We start from the raw sequence: 17287 nt of genomic DNA, 5'->3' as shown, positions 1-17287 counted from the left end.
TGCTCCTGAGTGGCGGGTGGCGAGTGACGAGTGGCGAGGAAGGTCGTCGCAACGGCTCCCCCCGCTGCTTCCGCCCGCCCGATCCAGCTCGCCACTCGCCACTAACCACTCGCCACTTCCTCGGTCACCGCCCTCAGCCGCACCACCGCATAGGTCCGCCGCCCGTCGCTCGCTGCAAACACGTCGGCGAAGGTCGCCCTCAGGGTCGCGGTCCGCACCCCGTCCGCCTCCAGCACCGCCTCGTGCAGACAGGCCCGCACCGCCGCCGCCATCGCCTTGGCCTCTTCCGCGCCGAGGAAGCGCGACACCCCGGTCAGGGTCAGCCTCTGCTCCACCCCGCCCCCGTCCGCCGCCAGCGGCCGGCTCTCGCATCGGCCCAGCGCCAGATAGGGGCAGGCCGCGCCCTCCGGCGGCCGGTCGAACACCCGCCCGCCGATCAGGGCCGACACCGCCGCATCCGCCTTCAGGGCCGCGACCACCGCCTTTTGCAGGGCGCTCTCATGATCCTTCATCGCACCCGCTCCAGCTCCAGCCGCAGCCGCCCCGGCCGCAGAGGATCAAGGCCGACGACGTCCCAGTCGGCCCCGCCGAACCGCAGCACCCGCCCGACCGCCAGCCGCGCGTCGGCCCGCGCCTCGGCGCTCAGCCGCTCGACCGTCCGCCTCTGATCGCCCTCGCCCCGTTCGACCCGCCGCCGCGTCCCGCAGGTCAGCCAGGCCGAGCCGACGGGTTCGAAGCTCACGCTGCGCCCGCCATAGGGGGTCTCGGCCTCCACCGGCCGGAACAGGCTCGCCAGAACCCTCACAGCCGCACCGTGCGATAGGGGGCGGTCCATTCGTCGATCGACAGGTCCACCGCCGCCTCGCCCCGCTCATAGGCCCGCAGCACCAGCGTCAGGATCGCCAGCCTCAGCCCCGCCGGCGCGGTCGAGGTCAGGCTCAGCCCCACCTCCGCCTCCACCCGCGCCTGGGCCGCCTCAATCAGGGTCTGGATCAGGCCGTCCTCGGCCTCATGCTCGACCCTCAAAAACAGCTTCGCCTCCGCCGCCGTCACCGGTTGCGCCATGTCTCTCCTCGCCTTGCTCGGAAGTGGCGAGTGACGAGTGGCGAGCGGCGAGACCGCCACCCCTACTCAGCCCAAACGCCGTTTCATACGTCAGCGGCGAGCGACCACTCGCCACTCGCCACTGACCGCTCGTCACGCCGCAACTACGTCGCCGCGAACCGCATCACCTTGATCGCGTCGAAGTTCTGCACCCCGCCGCCGACCCGCTTGGTCGTGTAGAACAGGACATAAGGCTTGGCCGAATAAGGGTCGCGCAACACCCGCACCCCCGCCCGGTCCACGATCAGATAGCCCCGCTGGAAGTCCCCGAAGGCGATCGACAGACTGTTGGCCGCCACATCCGGCATGGTCTCGATCTCAGTGACCGGATAGCCCAGCAGGCTGGCCGTCTCGCCCAGCCGCGTCGCCGGCTGCCAAATATAGTTGCCGTCGGCGTCCTTGAACTTGCGCACGGCCGAGACCGTCTTCCTGTTCATCACGAACCGCCCATTGGCCCGATACTGGGCCTTGGGTGCATAGATCAGGTCGATCAGCCGATCCGCCGGGCTGGTCGGCGCAAAACCGCCCGCCGCGCCGGAAGCCACATAACCGATCTGGCCCCAGACCTGATCCGCGTCCGCCGCCGTGGGATAGGCCAGAAAGCCCTTGGGCTTGTTCACCCCGTCGCCGGCCACAAAGGCCTGGGTCTCCTGGGCCGCGAAGGCGTCCTCGACCTCGGCCGCCAGCCATTCGTCCAGATCGACCATGGCGTCGTCCAGCAGGGCCTGGGTCGCCGCCGGATTGGCGTACAGATCCGCCGAGGGGAATTCCAGCAGGGCCAGGGTCGCCGGATCGGTCTCGGGCCGCGCCGCCGTCTCCGCCACCCAGCCGCAGGCCACGCCCGCCGTCGAGACCGGCTTTCGGAACACGCCCGCCGCCACCGTCCTGACCGTCGCGATCTCGCGCATCGGCGAGGCCGCCATCAGCCGCCGCTCGATGGCCCGCTCGGTCTCATAGGGCGCGACATAGCCGCCCGAGGTCGGCACCGCAGACAGCCCCGCCTTGACCTCCAGGGCGCCGGCCAGTTGAGGCGAGTGGCCCGTCTTCAGATAGCCGTCCCACGCCGCCTTCGCCTCGGGCGCCGACGCAGGCTCCACCGGCTCGCCGCCGATGGCCGGACGCCGGTTCTGGCTCATCACCCGGTCCAGCCGCGCCTGGGCCGCCGCCACCGCCTGGTCGATCCGCGCGACCTTCTCCTCCAGCAGCACATCGGCCGCCGCCTTCTTCTCGATCTCGCCCAGCCGGGCGTCGTTCGCCCCTTTGAACGCCTCGAACGCCGCCATCATCTCGCGCACGACAGCCTGCGCTTCCGGGGAGCCGGAAGCCTGTTTGGTCTCTTTCATGATGTCTCCGGTGTGAGCGCGTCCATGAGGGGCGCGCGGGAATGTCCGGGTTGCAGCCCGGAATTGTGTGATCCAGCCCCTAGCCTTGATTGCGCCTCATGCTACCAATGCAGCATGGATAGAGGGGCTCTACGGCGGGCGGCGACTTGGGGCACACTCGCCCTGATGCTTCTGGCTAGCGTTTTTTACGGTCGGCTTGCCCCCTCGCCGCCGCCCGGCATGGGAGGGCTCGGACTTTTGATCCTATCAACGGTCTTGGCGGCCGCCGGTGTGGCCGTCGGACTGCGAAGCAGGTTTCCAGCGCTTCTGACCTGGGTCCGCGCCCAACGCGCGCAAGCGTCGCCGCAGCAGAAAAAGGCCCTTTCCGCACTCACGGGATGGATGGTCCCGGTCGTGCTTACTCAAGCCTTAGGGATAGTGGTGGGCGGTCTTAGTCTCTTGCTGGAGGGGGCGAACGCTTGGTGGGTTTACCTGTCTGGCTATGCCATGTTGATCGCAGCCACGACTGGCGGCCTGATCGGCAGGCTGCGTGAAATAGATATCCTTCTGACCGCCGATCCGAAGGCTCAGGGCGGCCAGGTTCAATCGACATCCAGCCTACTGCGGTCAGGCCGCTCTTCCCGCGTCAGAGGGCCTTGATGCGGCGACCGGGTTCATCACAGCGATCACGGCGGATTCACAGCGGTCACGACGCCATCGGAACGCGCCGTGTTCGCCGTGACCGCGTCGTGCCCGTTGTGATGAACCCATCCTCAATCAGCGTTCCGCTGCGCACCGCCCCGGCAGGACGGCGGCAGGCTGAATGTCGATTGGCCCCAGGCCGTCCCAGGGCGCGTCAGGCGAGGTTGAACCGCGCCCCCGGCAACATGGGAAACGTCACCAGCGACACCTCCCACAGCTCGACCCCGCTCAGCACCCTCAAACGTCCCTGACGCCGCGCCCGCGCCGTGCGGTATCCGATGGACAGCCCGTCCATCGCCCCCGCCCGGCTCAGGGCGGCGGCGAAGCGGGCCTCGGGCGACCAGTCCTCGATCCGGCCGCGCACGAACAGGCCGCGTTCGTCCTCGCGCACCTCGTCCCAGACCCCGACCGGCGCCCGGCCGTCGTGCTGGTTCAGCATCCGCACCCCTTCGGCGCCCGTCTTCGCCAGACTGTCGGCGAACGCCCCCGCCTGGACCACGTCCCCGTTCAGATCCGCCACGCCCCACAGGGAGGCGTAGCCCTGGATCAGGAGTGGCGAGTGGCGAGGGGCGAGGGGCGAGCGAAGTCGCGCCTGCCTTCGTCCAATCGCCTGGTTCGCCTCACCACTCGCCACTCGCCACTCGCCACTAACCACTCACCCGCCCCCCTCCAGCCGCCGTTCGATCCGCTCGACAGCCGCCGCCGTCGCCTCGCCTTGGGTCTCCAGCCGCGCCAGCCGTTCGGCCACCAGCCTCTGTTCCCCGACCCTCTGCTCCAGGGTCGCGATCCGCGCCGCCGCCCCGCCCGCCCAGACCAGTCCGCCGATGGTCTGCACCACCACCGCGATCACCAGGGCGGTCGGCACACGCCGGACCTGAGAGTCGTCGCTCATGCGTCACGTCTCCCTCGCCACTCGCCACTCGACACTCGCCACCCCTTCCTCATCCCTCCACCCCCGCCATCCGTCGCCGCTCCGCCTCCGTCAGGAAGCTGGCCGCCTCCAGCCGCGCCCACAGGGCGTCGCGTTCGTGCTGCAAGGCCGGCACGGCCTCCAGATCGGCCCGCACCTCGCAGCCGGGGAACCGTCCGCCCAGCCAGCCGGTCATCGCGCCCGCCGCCTTGCGCACCAGGGGGATGACCGTCTGTCGCCAGAAGGCGGTGTTGGCCTCGCGATAGTTGGAATAGGTGGCGTCCCCCGGTATCCCCAGCAGCTGCGGCGGAACCCCGAAGGCCAGGGCGATCTCGCGCGCCGCCGCATGTCGCCCGGCGGTGAAGTCCATCTCGGCGGGGGTCAGGCTCAGGGGCTTCCAGTCCATCCCGCCTTCCAGCAGGATCGGCCGCCCGGCGTTCTCCACCCCGGCGTAGGCGCTGGACAGTTGGGCCTTCAGCGCCTCGAACTGTCCGTCGGTCAGCCGCTCGCCGCCCTTGGCCCCATAGATCAGGGCGCCGGACGGCCGCGCCCCATTGTCCAGCAGGGCCTTGTTCCAGGCCCCGGCCGCATTGTGCGCATCCACCCCTTGCGCCGCCGCCTCCAGCGGCGACAGGCCGTACCAGTCGTCCAGCGGATGCCACAGCTTCAGCTGCATCACCGGCGCCCAGCCGTCAGCCGCCCGCCCGATCCGGATCGACCGTCCGTCCACAGAGTAATCCCACGCCTCGGGCCAGCCCGACCGGCCGGGAACCACCTTGACCCGGTCCGACCTGAGCGCCCACAGCTCCTCGGGAACCGCGTCCCCCACCGCTTCCACCCAGGCGTTGCCCGAGACCTGAAGCGATCCGTAAACCGCCTCCATCAGCTCCGCCCCCGACTGTTCGGGATTGGGCCGGCGGATCAGCCGCGCCAGCGGATGGGTCTCGTCGCGCACCCCGTCCACAAAGACCGCAAAGGGCGCCGAGGCCGCCGCCTCCGCGATCATGCGGATGCAGCGATAGGCCACGGCGTTCTTCTGATAGCCTTCGCGCGCCAGGCCGGCGTAGTCATTGCCCGTCCACCGCGCCCGCCCGACGCCCGACAGCAGCACCGCCGTCCGACTGGCCTTCGCCTCCGGCGCGCCCGGATCGGGCGCACGCCCGCCCCGGCCGAACGGCCACCGCATCCCACCCATCGCACTCTCCTGAAAATGTCTTGCCGCAGCGGAGGCGGCGGCCGGCGCTCGGCGCCGCCGTTTCGCCTCCGCCCCGCCCGTGCTAGTCTCGGCCTATGACGATCCACGTCGACATCGCCCGGTCTCAGGCCACCCTGGCCGAACTCGCCGCCCAGGCCGAACAGGGCGAGGAAATCGTCCTGTCCCGCGACGGCCACGCCGTCGCCGTCATCCGCGCGGCCAAAGCTCGCCCCAGCCTCCGCATCGGCGCCCTGGCCCACCTGGGGCCGCTGACGGATGAAGAAGCAACCCTCTTCCTTCAGCCGGACCCCGAGATGGAGCGTTTGGCTCGTTCGGAAGACGAAGATCATTTCTACCGCTGAATGGCGGTCCTGCTCGACACTCAGGCGCTGATCTGGGCCGTCTTTGACGACCCTCGGCTGTCGCCTGCCGCCGCACGGCTCATCGCCGACAGCGATGTCGCCCATGTCAGCGTCGCCAGCATCTACGAGATCGACTTCAAACGACGCGACCCGCGTCGCGTCCGCGCGCGTCGCGACGATCTTCTCCTTAGAATGCCGCCAGACCTGACGTCCTTCTTGCCGAGCCACGACTACAGACTTACGCCCATCAGCGCCGAAACGGCGCAGTTGGCCGCCGCCCTGCCCATTGATCATGGCGACCCGTGGGACCGCATCATCCTGGCTCAGGCTCTCCTCCTGGGCGTCTCCTTGATCAGCGCCGACACCGCCTTGGCGCGGGCCGCAGCCCAATATCCCCAAACCTCCGGCGTCATAGTCTTCTGATCCACGGCCCCTCGCCCCGCGGCTCCAGCATCAGCCGCGACACGCCCCAGACCAGGGCGTCGGCCCGGTCGGGACTGGGGCCGCCCTCGCAGCCCAGGGCCAGCATCTCCTCCTCCAGGGCGGGAAAGTCGCCGCAGTGGACGACCCGCCCCTGTTCGTACAACAGGGCCACCGGCTCGGCCCGGGCGGCCTTGGAGCGGCGGGCGTGGACCAGGGCGACCGGGGCCGGACAGTCCGCCTGGCCCAGGACGCTTCGCACCATCTCCCCGCCCTGATTGGCCTCGGCCGCCACCTCCTGGGCGTCGAAATCCCGCGCGGCGCGACAGACGGCGGCGGCCCAGCCGCCGGGCGACAGGCCCCGCACCGTCCGGTCGGCCAGGACGAAGGCCCGCCGTTCGCGCCGTCCCACCACCACTATGCCGCAGGCGTCGCCGTGGGCGCTGGCGGGCGGATCGACCGCCACGACCACCCGGTCCAGCTCGGCCGGCCGGCTTCCCCGCGCCTGTTTCAGATCCGCGATGCGGAACAGGGCGCCCTCGCCCTCCACCACCTGTCCCTCCAGCTCCTGAGCCGCCAGCCGCGTCCCGCCGTAAAGGTCGGTCAGATGATCGACATAGCCCGGCGACAGGTTCTCGGCGTTGTCCGCCGTCGCCGCCCGGTCCGTCACCGTCCCCGCCTCGGCCATCAGCCGGCGCAGGGCCGGAATGGGCCGGGGCGTGGTCGTCACGGCCAGCCGGGGGTCGGGCCCCAGCCTGAGGCCGAACCTCAGGTTCGACAGCACCGCCTCGGGCTTGCGCCAGGCGCAGAATTCGTCGGCCCAGGCGGCGTGGAACTGGGGTCCGCGCAGACTGTCCGGGTCCTCGGCGGAAAAGGCGTAGGCGGTCGAGCCGTTGGCCCACACCAGCCGCCGCCGCCCGGCCTCCCAGCGGGGCCGGTCGCCCGGCTCGGCCAGGGCCTTGATCCCCGCCTCCCCCTCGACCATCACCTCGCGCACGTCGTGCAGGGCCGGTCCGACCAGGGCGATGACCGCGCCGGGCCTGAACCGCGCCGCCACATCCATCCAAACCGCCCCGGCGAAGGTCTTGCCCGACCCGCGCCCGCCCAGCAGCAGCCAGGTCCGCCAGGGCTCATCCAGGGGCGGGCATTGGTGAGGATGCAGCCCCGTCGCCCGCACCATCCGCCTCAACTCGCGCGCGTCCATCTGGTCGGGCGCCTTTCGTCTCCAGAATGCGGTCCAAACGCTCGGAATGGAGGGTGAGCCGGCGTCGCAGCCGCGCGTCCTCCTCGGGTCTGTCGGTTCGCCCACCCATTTCGTCCTCTTCGCTGTCCTTTTCGGCCCTGCGCTCAGCCTCCATGCGGCGGCGGATCGCATCGACCGCCAGGGCGGCGCGCGCCACCACGCCGGCGCGCCGCGCCAGCGTCTCCGCATCCGCCTTTTCCTCGGGATCGTCCTTGGCCAGTACGGCGGCGGCGCGCTGAACCGCCCCCTTCAACTGCTCGAACAGCGGCGCCAGCCAGTCGCCGCCCGCCTCGCTCTCTTCGCTTTTTCCCGTCATGCCCAAACCCTAGCGCACCAGCGTCCCCAGGCCGGAAGTTCGCGCTTGGAAAGGCGTAATGGTTTGGAAGAACGGGATTTCAAGCAGCGTCGCCCTACGGCTTGAAGCCATGCATCCGACAACGGCTCCAAGCGCGGTAGGCCCAAAAATGACAAAGGGCGCACCCATAAGGATGCGCCCCGGAATTCGACGGCTTCAGCAGCTTGTCATCGCCTCCTGAAGCCCGCCACGCCGTCAAGCGGAGTGGTCTCAAAGCCCGATGCCTGAACAGAGCGGGGACGCGCCCAATCTGGGGGCTATAGGTGCCGTTTCAACTGCTGGAGGCAAGCCGCAGAGTACGGAACCCCTGATGCTTTGATGCTCTGGAGACGACCTGTCTCGACTGAGATCCATCTCCGCTGCAACGCTCAGTGCCTCCCTGTCGCGGTTTGTCTGAGCGGCGGTCAGGTCTCGGATGTGGAGGGCTATGCGCCGGTGATGGACCAACCCGGTCCCGACCCTTGCGTCCTGCTCGCCGACAAGGGCTACGACGCCGACTTCATCCTGGCCGACCTGGAAGCCAGAGACGTCGCCACCGTCATCCCCGCCAGGCGGAACCGCAAGGTCCAGCCCGTCATCGACGGCCATATCTATGGCCTGAGGAACCACGTAGAGCGATGCTTCTCGAAGCTGAAACACAACCGCAGACTGGCCACTCGATACGACAAGACCGCAGACAGCTTCCTCGGCTTCGTCCTCGTCGCTTCAATCCGCCTATGAATCAGACACTTTTCCACACCGCCTAGAATAGAATTTAGAATTAACAAACGCTAATTCGTTCGCAAGGCGTGTTGCGTCTAGGTTGTTTGACGAGAGATTATCGTCAGGGGGGCAGGCTTGACGTTCCATCGTACGCGCCGTCATTTTCAAAGAATCCGCAACCGCGCGACGGGGTTCGAGACGCCCTGCCGCCATCCAAGGTGGATCGATCTTTCAGCGGCGGCGCGGATAGGCGCATCGGTCGTTGCGCTGTCTGCGCCGGCCTCCTCCGTCTTGGCTGCCACTCAGGCGGCCCCTGGCAGCCCGCCGGCGGGACCGCAGAGCCAAGGCCCGACCGAGGTCGAGACCGTGACAGTGGTGGGCAATGCGCGGGTCAGGGGCTCGGTCGATCGTCGCAGCTACGACATAAAGAACGATCTTCAGTATCAATCCGGTTCGCTCGCCGACGTCCTGAGCGGCGTGCCTTCCGTCAGCGTCGATCCCGACGGCTCCGTCAAATTGCGGGGGGCGGCGGGGGTCACGATTCTGATTGACGGGGAGCCTGCGCCTCAGGTCAACGGAGCCAATCAGGCGGCGGGGGTTCAACAGCTACGTGCCGCGCAGTTCAGCCGGGTCGAGGTCATGACCAATCCTTCGGCGGCGTTCAGCCCGGAGGGTCAGGCGGGAATCATCAATCTGATTTCCCGGAAGGACGGACAGTCGCAGCCGACGACCAATATCACTGTCGGCGGCGGCAGTCGCAGCGCAGGGAACTTCAGCGTCAGCCACTCGGCCAATCATGGACCGCTGTCGTTCAATGGGTCCGCCGGCGCCAGACGAATTCCCCTTGTGATCGACGACACTACGACCCGGCGCTTCATCCAGCCCGCCGACGCGATCGATCAAGACCGTCTTGAGAGCCGGACGCAGCTTCGCAAGACGGAAAGCAATGCGTCATCGACCGTGGGATGGCAGCTTGACCCCAAGAGCAAGCTCACGCTCGATCTGGACTATTTCGGCCTGGACCAGCGCCAGGACCGCCGCGCGGTCTTCGACTCGTCCGCCCGGACGAGCGGCGCCGAACCGGCCTTTGAGAGCACCAGCCATGGGCGCAGCGACGCCGACCTGGTCTCCGGCGGCTTGATGCTGAAGCGTACGCTTTCGGGGACGGACAGCTATGCTTTGGCTCGCCTGCGCGTGTCGCGTCAGACCGAGGACGAAACCCAGGACGACGTCATCGACTATTGGGACGAGCCTGCCAGGAACCGGCGACAGGCCGCCCTTCGTTCGCTCGAGCTGCAAACGGTGACGTTTAAGGCGGAATACAAGATCGAGGCCAGGCCGGGCGGGGAACTGATCGTCGGGTCCGATCTGGAGCGGCAGGAGGCCGACGTAGGCTACGCCGAGGGGCAGACGCCTGGAGCCGCCGGCCGCGCGAGAGACAATCCGTTTGGCTACGATCGCAGCGTCGCCTCCCTCTATACAACCTACAAAACTCGATTTGGCGAACTGGAGGTTCTACCGGGCGTTCGGCTGGAAGTCGCCGACTGGGTGACGCGACAAGGCGGGAACGCTCAGCGCACACGTGATTTCGAGATTTATCCGACGGGCCATGTTCGCTACACGGTCGCTCAGGATTGGATCATCGGCGGCAGCTTTACGAGACGAGTCGATCGTCTAAGAGCGAATGATCTCGACGAGACCGTTAAATATTCTGGCCCCTTGTCCTATTTCAGCGGCCGACGTGATCTGAAGCCCGAAAAGACCAGCGCCTATGAACTGGAGCTTGAACATGAAGCTTCAGGACGCAACTATTTAGCCACCGGCTACTATCGTTCCACGTCGAACCGGATCGGCACGCTCAGCACTTTGCGGGCCGACGGTGCGATCCTCGACCGGCGCGCCAACATCGGCGAGTTTCGAACAGCCGGCCTAGAGCTTGTGGCGAGCGGCTCGGTCGGATCGACGATCACCTACAAGTTGACCGGCCGGTTTGCTTGGAATGAGGTCAGCGGCGCGGAGGGGGCAGGCTCTTACCGCCGCAGCGCTTGGACGCCCTCGTCTCAAGCCAACGTCAACTGGAAGATCACCGACCACGATTTCGTTCAGATAAACGCCGTTCAGCTCGGTGAAGATCTGAGCCAGCAAAGACGACGCGAGGCGTTCAGTGTCGTCAACCTCGGCTACCGACGAAAACTTGCCGACAGCCTATTTCTCACGGCCACGGTGTCAGACCTCTTCGACAGCGCCCCAAGACGAGAGAGGGTGCGCGGCGAAACCTTCGATCAGGACATCGACCGCCGCTACGACGCCAGACGCTTCACGCTCTCCCTGTCCTACGCCTTCGGGAGGCGCACCGGCAGCCTGGAGGATCGCTTCGACTACGGCAACTAGGCGGTGCGGACAAAGTGGATTCCCAAATTCTCTGATTGCTGATTCAAGGCTGTTCTTGCGGAGAGCGGCGTTGGTTCGGGGTTTGATGACGGACGAGGAATGGGCCTTCTTCGAGCCGTTCGTGATCGAGACGGGACCGAGGCGGGGTCGGCGGCCACGGGATCATCGGCTGGTTCTGGACGGCGTGTTCTGGATCGCCCGTACGGGGGGCGGCCTGGAGGGATCTACACAGCCATTTCGGCGCCTGGAACTCGGTCTATCTTCAGTTCAGGCGGTGGACGCAGGCAGGGCTCTGGGACGTGATGTTGGAGGCGTTGAACGCGACCGGCGAAGGTCGCGCCAGCGTCCAGATGATCGATTCCACCATCATCCGCGCCCATCAGCACGCCGCCGGCGCGCTCAAAGCCATCGGATCAGGACTAGGGTCTTGGCCGCTCGCGCGGTGGCTTCTCGACCAAGATCCATCTCCGCTGCAACGCTCAGGGCCTCCCTGTCGCGGTTTGTCTGAGCGGCGGTCAGATCTCGGATGTGAAGGGCTATGCGCCGGTGATGGACCAACCCGGTCCCGACCCTTGCGTCCTGCTCGCCGACAAGGGCTACGACGCCGACTTCATCCTGGCCGACCTGGAAGCCAGAGGCGTCGCCACCGTCACCCCCGCTCGACCATCCATTCGGGCGCCTCGAAGTCCAGGGCGTCTTCCGGCTCGGCCAGGGCCAGTTCCGAGATCGTCTGTCCCCGGACCGAAACCCCGGCCGTATGCACCGTCTCGGGATCGCCCGAGACCAGCGGATGCCAGGCCGCCAGCGGCCGCCCCTCGTGCAGCCGGCGATAGGCGCAGGACAGGGGCATCCACTCCAGCGCCTCGATATTGTGCGGCGTCAGCTTGATGCAGTCCGGCACATGGGCCTTGCGGTTCGCATAGTCCGAACAGGCGCAGGCGTTCGGATCGAACAGCCGGCAGTGGACCCGCGTCGGGATCACCTCGCCCGTGTCCTCGTCCTCGAACCGGATCACGCAGCACAGGCCGCAGCCGTCGCACAGCCCCTCCCACTCGGCCGGGGTCATCTCGGCCAGGGTCTTGGTTTCCCAATAGGGTCGGGTGGGCTCGGGGATCATTGGACGGCGCGCCTAATCGACGGATGCGGCCATCAGATGGCGACCGCGTCCTGAACCAGGCATCCATACCACCCCAGGCCCTGATAGGTCTCATAGCCCGGCGTGCGGGCGTAGCCGATGGTGCGTCCCCCCTTGGCGTAACTGCCCATGGCGCCGCCCGCGACGTCCAGCTTGACCGTCTCGTTCAGCACCCCGACCCCGTCCGAGGCCGCCAGCACCCGGTGCGTCTGGTCCAGCAGCAGCACCCGGGTCCGGGCCTTTTCGTCGGGCGTCAGCCGCACCCCGTCCACCACCGTCTGGGCCTGGGCCTGCCAGTCGAAATGGACGCCCAGAACCCCGATCACCGCCCCGTTCGCCAGGCCGCCCTGGCGGATGGCGGTGGCGTAGGTCGCCGTCGGCGCCCCGTTCAGCGCCTCCAGCCGGGCGACGTCCGCCACGGCGAAATCGTCGCCCGACTTGGTCGCCAGGGCGTCGCGGAACCAGGCCATCTCCCGCGCCGACTGACCCCTGACCGGATAGCGGTCCGGCCGACCGTTGGCGACGATCGTCCCGGCCCTGTCGCAGATCCAAAGGTCCAGATAGACGGTGTAGGCGTCCAGAATGACCTTCAACCGGCGGCTGGCGTGTTCGGCCTTGGCGGCGTCCGGCTGGGCGACGCAATCCACCACGGCGCTGTCGGTCGCCCACCAGCGCACGTCGCAGGTCCGCTCATAAAGGTTCCGGTCGATGATCTCGATGGCGTTCAGCGCCAGGTCCGCCAGCCTCTGGCCCCGCAGCTGGCCCAGGATCGCCCCGCCGATGGCCGACAGCTCGCTCAGGTCGCCCCGCACCTGCTGCTCCAGGGCGCCGGCGATGTCGTCGATCTGGCCCGAGATGCGCTTGAACTCCTCGGCCACCACCATGAAGCTGCGCCCGGCCTCGCCGCTGCGGGCGGCCACCACCTGGGCGTTGACCACCAGCATCTTGGAGGCCCGATTGACCGAGGCGATCTCGCCGATCTTCTCGCCCGCCACGGCGTTCAGCCGCTCAGACAGCTCGAGAATACGCTCAGGCCTGACGCCCGCGTCCGCTTCACTCATGGAGACCCCCGTCCCGCCCGGCGCGCCACAAGGGGAGGCGGGCGAACCGAGGCAAGCGCGAAGGCTAGGACGATAAAACTTAACGCCAGATAACCACGGCTCAGTGAGCCATGCTCTTTGAAAACAGCTGGATCACCACCACCCCGCCGACGATCAGGGCCAGGCCGAGCATCGCGGGCGCGTCCAGCCTCTGGCGAAAGGCCACGGCCCCGATCACCGAGATCGCCACCACCCCCAGGCCGCTCCAGATCGCATAGGCGATCCCCACCGGCATCTGCTTCAGGGCCACCGACAGCAGATAGAAGGCCAGGCCGTAGCAGACCGCCGTTCCGGCCGTCGGCCAGGGCCGGGTGAACTGCTGCGAGGCCTGAAGCAGGCTGGTGCCCGCCACTTCGCAGGCGATGGCGGCCAGGAGGGCGGCCCAGGTGACGGGGCTCACGGCTCGTTGGCCGTGATCGTATGGCCCGGCGTCAGCAGGGACAGCAGGGCCTTGCGCTGCTCGTCCGAGACCTGATGCAGGCCGAACAGGTCCGACATCCACAGGCCGTCGGCGATCAGCCGCAGCATAAGGGCGTCGTCGGCGCCGACGGGATCATCGGGATCGTCTGTCTTGATCCGCTCCATCCAGGCCTTCCAGCGCAGCACCAGGCTGGGATCGAGGGCGAAGGCGGCCAGGACCACCCGCCCGATGCTGACGTCCTGCAAGGTCACCGGCTCATTGACCGTCACCCTCAGATAGGCGCGGGCGTTGCGGCCGTAGGGCTCCGGATCGCGCGCCGCCTCGGCCAGGACGCTCTCCACATGCATGGCCCCCAGATGATCGATCATCCCCTCCAACAGGGCGGTCTTGCTGGGAAAGTGGTGCAGCAGGGTGCCCTTGCTGACGCGGGTGCGCGCCGCCACCGCATCCAGAGTAAAGCCCGTCGCCCCCAGTTCGGCGGCGACCTCCAGGGCCTTGTCGATGATTTCGGCGCGGGTCTGATCGGGCGCGCGGCGGCGGGAGGGGGTGTCCATAAACGCTACATACCGGCCGGACGGTAACTGTCAAGCTGGGCGCCGATGGACGATCTTTCCGGTGGCGTCTCGGCCCTCCAGCCCTTAGATCAACGCCCTTCCCGCCCCTTCCCCGCCCGTACAGCCTCCCCAGGGAGGATCGAAAGTCAGATGGCCGCCAGACCCCCTCTCGTCGCGCTCAAGGACGTCCGCCTTCAGGACGGCCCCCGCCCCCTGTTCGACGGCGTCGATCTGGCGGTCGAACCCCGCAGCCGCGCCGCCCTGGTGGGCCGCAACGGGGCGGGCAAGTCCACCCTGATGAAGGTGGTCATGGGGCTGATCGAGCCCGACAGCGGCGACCGCTCGGTCCAGTCCGCCACCCGTTTCGCCTATGTGCCGCAGGAGCCGATCATCACCGGCGAAACCTTGCTGGACTACGCCTCGTCCGGCGAGGCCGAGCCCTGGACCGCCGAGGCCTGGCTGACCACCTTCGGCCTGGACCCGGCCAAGTCCACCCAAGGGCTGTCGGGCGGCGAAACCCGCCGGGCGGCGCTCGCCAAGGCCTTCGCCGAGGAGCCCGATCTGCTCCTGCTGGACGAGCCGACCAACCACCTCGACATCCTCGCCATCGAGCTTCTGGAGACCGAGCTGATCTCGGCCCGGTTCGCCCTTCTGGTCGTCAGCCACGACCGCGCCTTCCTGAACCGGGTCACCGACACCGTTCACTGGCTGGAGGGCCGCCGCGTCCGCACCCTGAACAAGGGCTTCGTCGAGTTCGACGACTGGGCCGCCAAGACGCTGGAGGAGGAGGCGGAATCCCTGCGTCGCCTGACCAAGACCATCGAGCGCGAGACCGAGACCTTCTACCGCTCCATCACCGCCCGCCGCAGCCGCAACGAGGGCCGCGCCCGCGCCCTCCAGGCCATGCGCGCCGAACGGGCCGAGAAGATGAAGGACGTCCCGCGCGAACTGTCCCTGGGCGTCGATTCCGGCGCGACCTCGGGCAAGCTGGTCGCCGAGATCAAGGGGGTGTCGAAGGGGTTCGACACAGTGGCGAGTGGCGAGTCGCGCGTGGCGAGCGATGGCTCCGCCGCCCCGACCGCCGAGCAGGACCCGTCGCTCTCGCCACTCGCCACTCGCCACTCGCCACTTCCTGCCCGCCGCACCCTGTTCAAAAACCTGACCACCCGCATCATGCGCGGCGATCGCCTGGGCATCGTCGGCCCCAACGGGGCGGGCAAGACCACCCTGGTCAAGACCCTGCTGGGCGAACTGCCCCCTGACGAAGGCACGGTCCGCCTGGGCGCCAATCTGGAGCCCGTCTATCTGGATCAGTCGCGCGAGGGGCTGAAGTCCGACATGACCCTGTGGGACGCCCTGACGCCCGGCGGGGGGGACAGCATCATCGTGCGCGGCGTGTCCAAACACGTCGCCGCCTACGCCAAGGAGTTCCTCTTCTCCGAGGCCCAGCTGCGTCAGCCGATTTCGACCCTGTCGGGCGGCGAGCGCAATCGCCTGCTCCTGGCCCGCGCCCTGGCCAAACCCGCCAATCTGCTGGTCCTCGACGAACCGACCAACGATCTGGATATGGACACGCTCGACAAGCTCGAAGAGCTGCTGGAGGGCTATGACGGCACCCTGATCCTCGTTTCCCACGACCGCGACTTCATCGACCGGCTGGCGACCTCGACCCTGGCCCTGAACGGCCGCGGCGACATCGTCGAGACCCCCGGCGGCTGGACCGACTTCCTGCGCCAGAATCCGGGCTTCCTACAGAATTCTCCCTCCCCCTCGGGGGAGGGCAGGCCGCGAAGCGGCCGGGCGGGGGCGGCCGCGGAGACCGCGTCGCCCGCCCCTCAAAAGAAGACCGCCAAACTCTCCTACAAGGACGCCCGCCGTCTGGAAGAGCTGGAAAAGCTGATCGAAACCCTGCCCGCGACCATCGCCCGCCACGACGCCGCCCTGTCGGACCCTGACCTCTACGCCCGCGACCCCAAGGCCTTCGACGCCGCCATGAAGGCCGCCGAAAAGGCCCGCGCCGAGCTGGAAGCTGCCGAGATGGAATGGCTGGAACTGGAAGAGAAGAAGGCGGCCCTGGCTGGGTGAGGGGCGCCGCTTGAATCGGATGCGCCAAACCCAATCTCATGCTAGGGTGAAGCCCTGAAGGAGACTCCATGTCGACGATGCAGATCGCTTCTGAAGAGACCCTGCGCGCCGGTCGCAGGATCGTCGAACAGTACGGCAGCTGGTCGGCCGCCATCGCCAAGGGCGAGCGTCGCGACGACGGCGTCGTCATCCTGCCCGCGCCGCCCTCTGTCGCGACCACCGCTCAGGCCGAGGCGCCCGCCCAGGCTCAGGCCAAGACGCAGGCCAAGACCCCGGCGCGCGCCGTTTGACCGTCACGCTCGGGGTCGCCTGGGCGCTGTTCATCCTGGCTCCAGGTCTGGCGGTGTTCGCCGCCCTCTACACCTCGGGCGGCGGCAAGGTGGTGGCGCCGGCCCCACCTGCCCCCAACTCCTTCACCGCCCTGTCCATCGTCATCTTCGGCGCCCTGACGGCCCATGCGGCGGCGGCCTTCGTCTTCGTCCTGGGGGACGGCGTCGCCTACTCCCTTCCGGCCTTGCGTCCGCCGTGGAACCCCAATCCTTACGCCTATTTCCTGGCCGCGCCGCCCAAGACCGACCCCTTCCTCGGCCTTGAGGTCTGGTCGCTGCTGTTCGTCCTCCTGGTCCTTTCGATCGGCGCCTATCTGGTCATGCGATGGGCGATCGGCGGCGCGGAGCGGACCAGCATCGCTCGGGCTCGGCTTGAGCCGCCCCAGCCTGCGGTCCCCCTGTTCCGATTTCTGTACGGCGGCTGGGCTTCGACCCTGGTTCAGCTCAGTCCCGAAGCCGCCTACGACAAGCATCTGGCCGCCTATGTGGTGACCGACATGGAGACCGAGAACGGCTGGGTCGGCTATGAGGGCGAGGTCGCGAGCCTGTCTCTCGACACCGACAAGCAGATCGTCGCCCTGACCCTGAAGAACTGCCAAGCCTTCCGGCTGGAGCCCACAAAGACCAGCCTCAGTCACAGGGTGATGGCCCGCGCGGCGCCCATTCCCCTGCTGCTGATCGAACGGTCGCAGATCAAGAATGTGGCGCTTCAGGTCGTCTTTCAGCGCAAGCCCAGTCCTCGTCCGGCGGACGGAACGGTCGTCTAGCCCTGCGCCGGTCCGCCGTCCTGATCCTCAGGCGGCGTCTTGCCCTGGCCCCGGTTCTGCATCACCCCGACCACGATGAAGGCGACCAGGCCGAAGGCGAACCACAGGCCGAACTTGCCGGTGAGCAGGCCGATCAGGCCGAAGATCAGCAGGACGCCGAAGGGGGTGAGCTTCTTCATGGGGCGGACGT

At 68.1% G+C, this 17287-nt stretch carries 21 protein-coding genes and 3 pseudogenes; 10 read left to right on the top strand and 14 right to left on the bottom strand.

The genetic code is table 11. From position 1 onward, the window contains the following. Positions 1–101: 101 nt before the first annotated feature. The 7 genes from ACW178_RS06100 to ACW178_RS06070 form a co-directional block, all read right to left on the bottom strand. Positions 102–512, bottom strand: coding sequence for a DUF3168 domain-containing protein (locus ACW178_RS06100; RefSeq protein ID WP_287106082.1), 411 nt, complete (start codon positions 510–512; stop codon positions 102–104). Further along, on the bottom strand, positions 509–835 hold the full coding sequence (locus ACW178_RS06095) for a phage head-tail adapter protein (RefSeq protein ID WP_287106081.1): 327 nt from the start codon (positions 833–835) through the stop codon (positions 509–511). The genes ACW178_RS06100 and ACW178_RS06095 overlap by 4 nt, the downstream gene beginning before the upstream one ends. Beyond that, a complete protein-coding gene (locus ACW178_RS06090; RefSeq protein ID WP_287106080.1) occupies positions 802–1065 on the bottom strand; it encodes a head-tail connector protein in 264 nt (87 codons plus the stop codon). The genes ACW178_RS06095 and ACW178_RS06090 overlap by 34 nt, the downstream gene beginning before the upstream one ends. A gap of 143 nt (positions 1066–1208) precedes the next feature. Further along, positions 1209–2447: a phage major capsid protein gene (locus ACW178_RS06085; RefSeq protein ID WP_287106079.1), complete on the bottom strand. Its 1239-nt coding sequence runs from the start codon at positions 2445–2447 to the stop codon at positions 1209–1211. A gap of 835 nt (positions 2448–3282) precedes the next feature. Beyond that, positions 3283–3678, bottom strand: a complete 396-nt coding sequence (locus ACW178_RS06080) for an HK97 family phage prohead protease (RefSeq protein ID WP_287106084.1) — start codon at positions 3676–3678, stop codon at positions 3283–3285. Positions 3679–3783: 105 nt separating this feature from the next. After that, entirely contained in the window at positions 3784–4020 is a 237-nt protein-coding gene (locus tag ACW178_RS06075; protein WP_054764893.1) for a hypothetical protein, read from the bottom strand. A gap of 49 nt (positions 4021–4069) precedes the next feature. Next, positions 4070–5224, bottom strand: coding sequence for a phage portal protein (locus ACW178_RS06070; RefSeq protein ID WP_287106078.1), 1155 nt, complete (start codon positions 5222–5224; stop codon positions 4070–4072). Between the two features lie 104 nt (positions 5225–5328). Between ACW178_RS06070 and ACW178_RS06065 the strand changes: the two genes are divergently transcribed. Continuing rightward, on the top strand, positions 5329–5595 hold the full coding sequence (locus ACW178_RS06065; protein ID WP_054764891.1) for a type II toxin-antitoxin system Phd/YefM family antitoxin: 267 nt from the start codon (positions 5329–5331) through the stop codon (positions 5593–5595). Continuing rightward, positions 5596–6018, top strand: a complete 423-nt coding sequence (locus tag ACW178_RS06060) for a type II toxin-antitoxin system VapC family toxin (protein ID WP_191558892.1) — start codon at positions 5596–5598, stop codon at positions 6016–6018. On the opposite strand, the gene ACW178_RS06055 is transcribed toward ACW178_RS06060, so the two are convergent. After that, positions 6005–7219 (bottom strand): DNA-packaging protein, encoded by a 1215-nt coding sequence (locus tag ACW178_RS06055; RefSeq protein WP_263596084.1) that lies wholly within the window; start codon positions 7217–7219, stop codon positions 6005–6007. The two genes, ACW178_RS06060 and ACW178_RS06055, sit on opposite strands and share 14 nt — an antisense overlap. Then, a complete protein-coding gene (locus tag ACW178_RS06050; RefSeq protein WP_191558891.1) occupies positions 7146–7574 on the bottom strand; it encodes a hypothetical protein in 429 nt (142 codons plus the stop codon). Before ACW178_RS06050 ends, ACW178_RS06055 begins: the two co-directional genes overlap by 74 nt. Before the next feature lie 357 nt (positions 7575–7931). On the opposite strand from ACW178_RS06050, the gene ACW178_RS06045 reads away from it, so the two are divergent. The 5 genes and pseudogenes from ACW178_RS06045 to ACW178_RS06025 all read left to right on the top strand — a co-directional run. Next, a complete protein-coding gene (locus ACW178_RS06045; protein WP_191558890.1) occupies positions 7932–8333 on the top strand; it encodes an IS5 family transposase in 402 nt (133 codons plus the stop codon). A gap of 117 nt (positions 8334–8450) precedes the next feature. After that, positions 8451–10706, top strand: coding sequence for a TonB-dependent receptor (locus ACW178_RS06040; protein ID WP_492024969.1), 2256 nt, complete (start codon positions 8451–8453; stop codon positions 10704–10706). An 85-nt stretch (positions 10707–10791) separates the two neighbouring features. After that, positions 10792–10857: pseudogene (locus ACW178_RS06035) on the top strand (hypothetical protein); the annotation flags it as partial. 10 nt (positions 10858–10867) lie between these two features. Beyond that, positions 10868–10966, top strand: a pseudogene (locus tag ACW178_RS06030) (hypothetical protein); the annotation flags it as partial. A gap of 199 nt (positions 10967–11165) precedes the next feature. Then, positions 11166–11309, top strand: a pseudogene (locus ACW178_RS06025) (transposase); the annotation flags it as partial. Between the two features lie 46 nt (positions 11310–11355). Here the strand turns inward: ACW178_RS06025 and ACW178_RS06020 are convergent. The 4 genes from ACW178_RS06020 to ACW178_RS06005 all read right to left on the bottom strand — a co-directional run bounded on the left by ACW178_RS06020 (position 11356) and on the right by ACW178_RS06005 (position 13916). Beyond that, the gene (locus tag ACW178_RS06020; RefSeq protein ID WP_492024968.1) at positions 11356–11823 is read right to left on the bottom strand and encodes a YcgN family cysteine cluster protein; all 468 of its coding nucleotides are present in this window, start codon (positions 11821–11823) and stop codon (positions 11356–11358) included. Between the two features lie 32 nt (positions 11824–11855). Continuing rightward, positions 11856–12902, bottom strand: coding sequence for a methyl-accepting chemotaxis protein (locus tag ACW178_RS06015; protein WP_287104333.1), 1047 nt, complete (start codon positions 12900–12902; stop codon positions 11856–11858). Between the two features lie 100 nt (positions 12903–13002). Continuing rightward, the gene (locus ACW178_RS06010) at positions 13003–13341 is read right to left on the bottom strand and encodes a DMT family transporter (protein ID WP_054764885.1); all 339 of its coding nucleotides are present in this window, start codon (positions 13339–13341) and stop codon (positions 13003–13005) included. Next, entirely contained in the window at positions 13338–13916 is a 579-nt protein-coding gene (locus ACW178_RS06005) for a TetR/AcrR family transcriptional regulator (protein ID WP_287104335.1), read from the bottom strand. Before ACW178_RS06005 ends, ACW178_RS06010 begins: the two co-directional genes overlap by 4 nt. 150 nt (positions 13917–14066) lie before the next feature. On the opposite strand from ACW178_RS06005, the gene ACW178_RS06000 reads away from it, so the two are divergent. From ACW178_RS06000 to ACW178_RS05990, 3 genes are all read left to right on the top strand, one after another. Beyond that, positions 14067–16001, top strand: coding sequence for an ABC-F family ATP-binding cassette domain-containing protein (locus tag ACW178_RS06000; RefSeq protein WP_492024967.1), 1935 nt, complete (start codon positions 14067–14069; stop codon positions 15999–16001). A gap of 68 nt (positions 16002–16069) precedes the next feature. After that, complete coding sequence (locus tag ACW178_RS05995) at positions 16070–16291, top strand: hypothetical protein (protein ID WP_464159898.1); 222 nt, start codon at positions 16070–16072, stop codon at positions 16289–16291. Next, positions 16288–17097 (top strand): hypothetical protein, encoded by an 810-nt coding sequence (locus ACW178_RS05990; RefSeq protein WP_054764882.1) that lies wholly within the window; start codon positions 16288–16290, stop codon positions 17095–17097. The genes ACW178_RS05995 and ACW178_RS05990 overlap by 4 nt, the downstream gene beginning before the upstream one ends. Here ACW178_RS05990 and ACW178_RS05985 read toward each other — a convergent pair. Further along, on the bottom strand, positions 17094–17276 hold the full coding sequence (locus ACW178_RS05985; protein WP_287104097.1) for a hypothetical protein: 183 nt from the start codon (positions 17274–17276) through the stop codon (positions 17094–17096). The two genes, ACW178_RS05990 and ACW178_RS05985, sit on opposite strands and share 4 nt — an antisense overlap. Positions 17277–17287 lie beyond the last annotated feature (11 nt).

Source organism: Brevundimonas sp. AVps4 (assembly GCF_058681525.1).
This window is presented reverse-complemented; position numbering and strand designations above follow the sequence as displayed.

Bases quoted from the DNA above. Each gene is read 5' to 3' on its own strand.
- ACW178_RS06100 (WP_287106082.1), bottom strand. From the start codon at position 512: ATGAAGGATCATGAGAGCGCCCTGCAAAAGGCGGTGGTCGCGGCCCTG.
- ACW178_RS06095 (WP_287106081.1), bottom strand. From the start codon at position 835: ATGGACCGCCCCCTATCGCACGGTGCGGCTGTGAGGGTTCTGGCGAGC.
- ACW178_RS06090 (WP_287106080.1), bottom strand. From the start codon at position 1,065: ATGGCGCAACCGGTGACGGCGGCGGAGGCGAAGCTGTTTTTGAGGGTC.
- ACW178_RS06085 (WP_287106079.1), bottom strand. From the start codon at position 2,447: ATGAAAGAGACCAAACAGGCTTCCGGCTCCCCGGAAGCGCAGGCTGTC.
- ACW178_RS06075 (WP_054764893.1), bottom strand. From the start codon at position 4,020: ATGAGCGACGACTCTCAGGTCCGGCGTGTGCCGACCGCCCTGGTGATC.
- ACW178_RS06070 (WP_287106078.1), bottom strand. From the start codon at position 5,224: ATGCGGTGGCCGTTCGGCCGGGGCGGGCGTGCGCCCGATCCGGGCGCG.
- ACW178_RS06065 (WP_054764891.1), top strand. From the start codon at position 5,329: ATGACGATCCACGTCGACATCGCCCGGTCTCAGGCCACCCTGGCCGAA.
- ACW178_RS06060 (WP_191558892.1), top strand. From the start codon at position 5,596: ATGGCGGTCCTGCTCGACACTCAGGCGCTGATCTGGGCCGTCTTTGAC.
- ACW178_RS06055 (WP_263596084.1), bottom strand. From the start codon at position 7,219: ATGGACGCGCGCGAGTTGAGGCGGATGGTGCGGGCGACGGGGCTGCAT.
- ACW178_RS06050 (WP_191558891.1), bottom strand. From the start codon at position 7,574: ATGACGGGAAAAAGCGAAGAGAGCGAGGCGGGCGGCGACTGGCTGGCG.
- ACW178_RS06045 (WP_191558890.1), top strand. From the start codon at position 7,932: ATGCTCTGGAGACGACCTGTCTCGACTGAGATCCATCTCCGCTGCAAC.
- ACW178_RS06020 (WP_492024968.1), bottom strand. From the start codon at position 11,823: ATGATCCCCGAGCCCACCCGACCCTATTGGGAAACCAAGACCCTGGCC.
- ACW178_RS06015 (WP_287104333.1), bottom strand. From the start codon at position 12,902: ATGAGTGAAGCGGACGCGGGCGTCAGGCCTGAGCGTATTCTCGAGCTG.
- ACW178_RS06005 (WP_287104335.1), bottom strand. From the start codon at position 13,916: ATGGACACCCCCTCCCGCCGCCGCGCGCCCGATCAGACCCGCGCCGAA.
- ACW178_RS06000 (WP_492024967.1), top strand. From the start codon at position 14,067: ATGGCCGCCAGACCCCCTCTCGTCGCGCTCAAGGACGTCCGCCTTCAG.
- ACW178_RS05995 (WP_464159898.1), top strand. From the start codon at position 16,070: ATGTCGACGATGCAGATCGCTTCTGAAGAGACCCTGCGCGCCGGTCGC.
- ACW178_RS05985 (WP_287104097.1), bottom strand. From the start codon at position 17,276: ATGAAGAAGCTCACCCCCTTCGGCGTCCTGCTGATCTTCGGCCTGATC.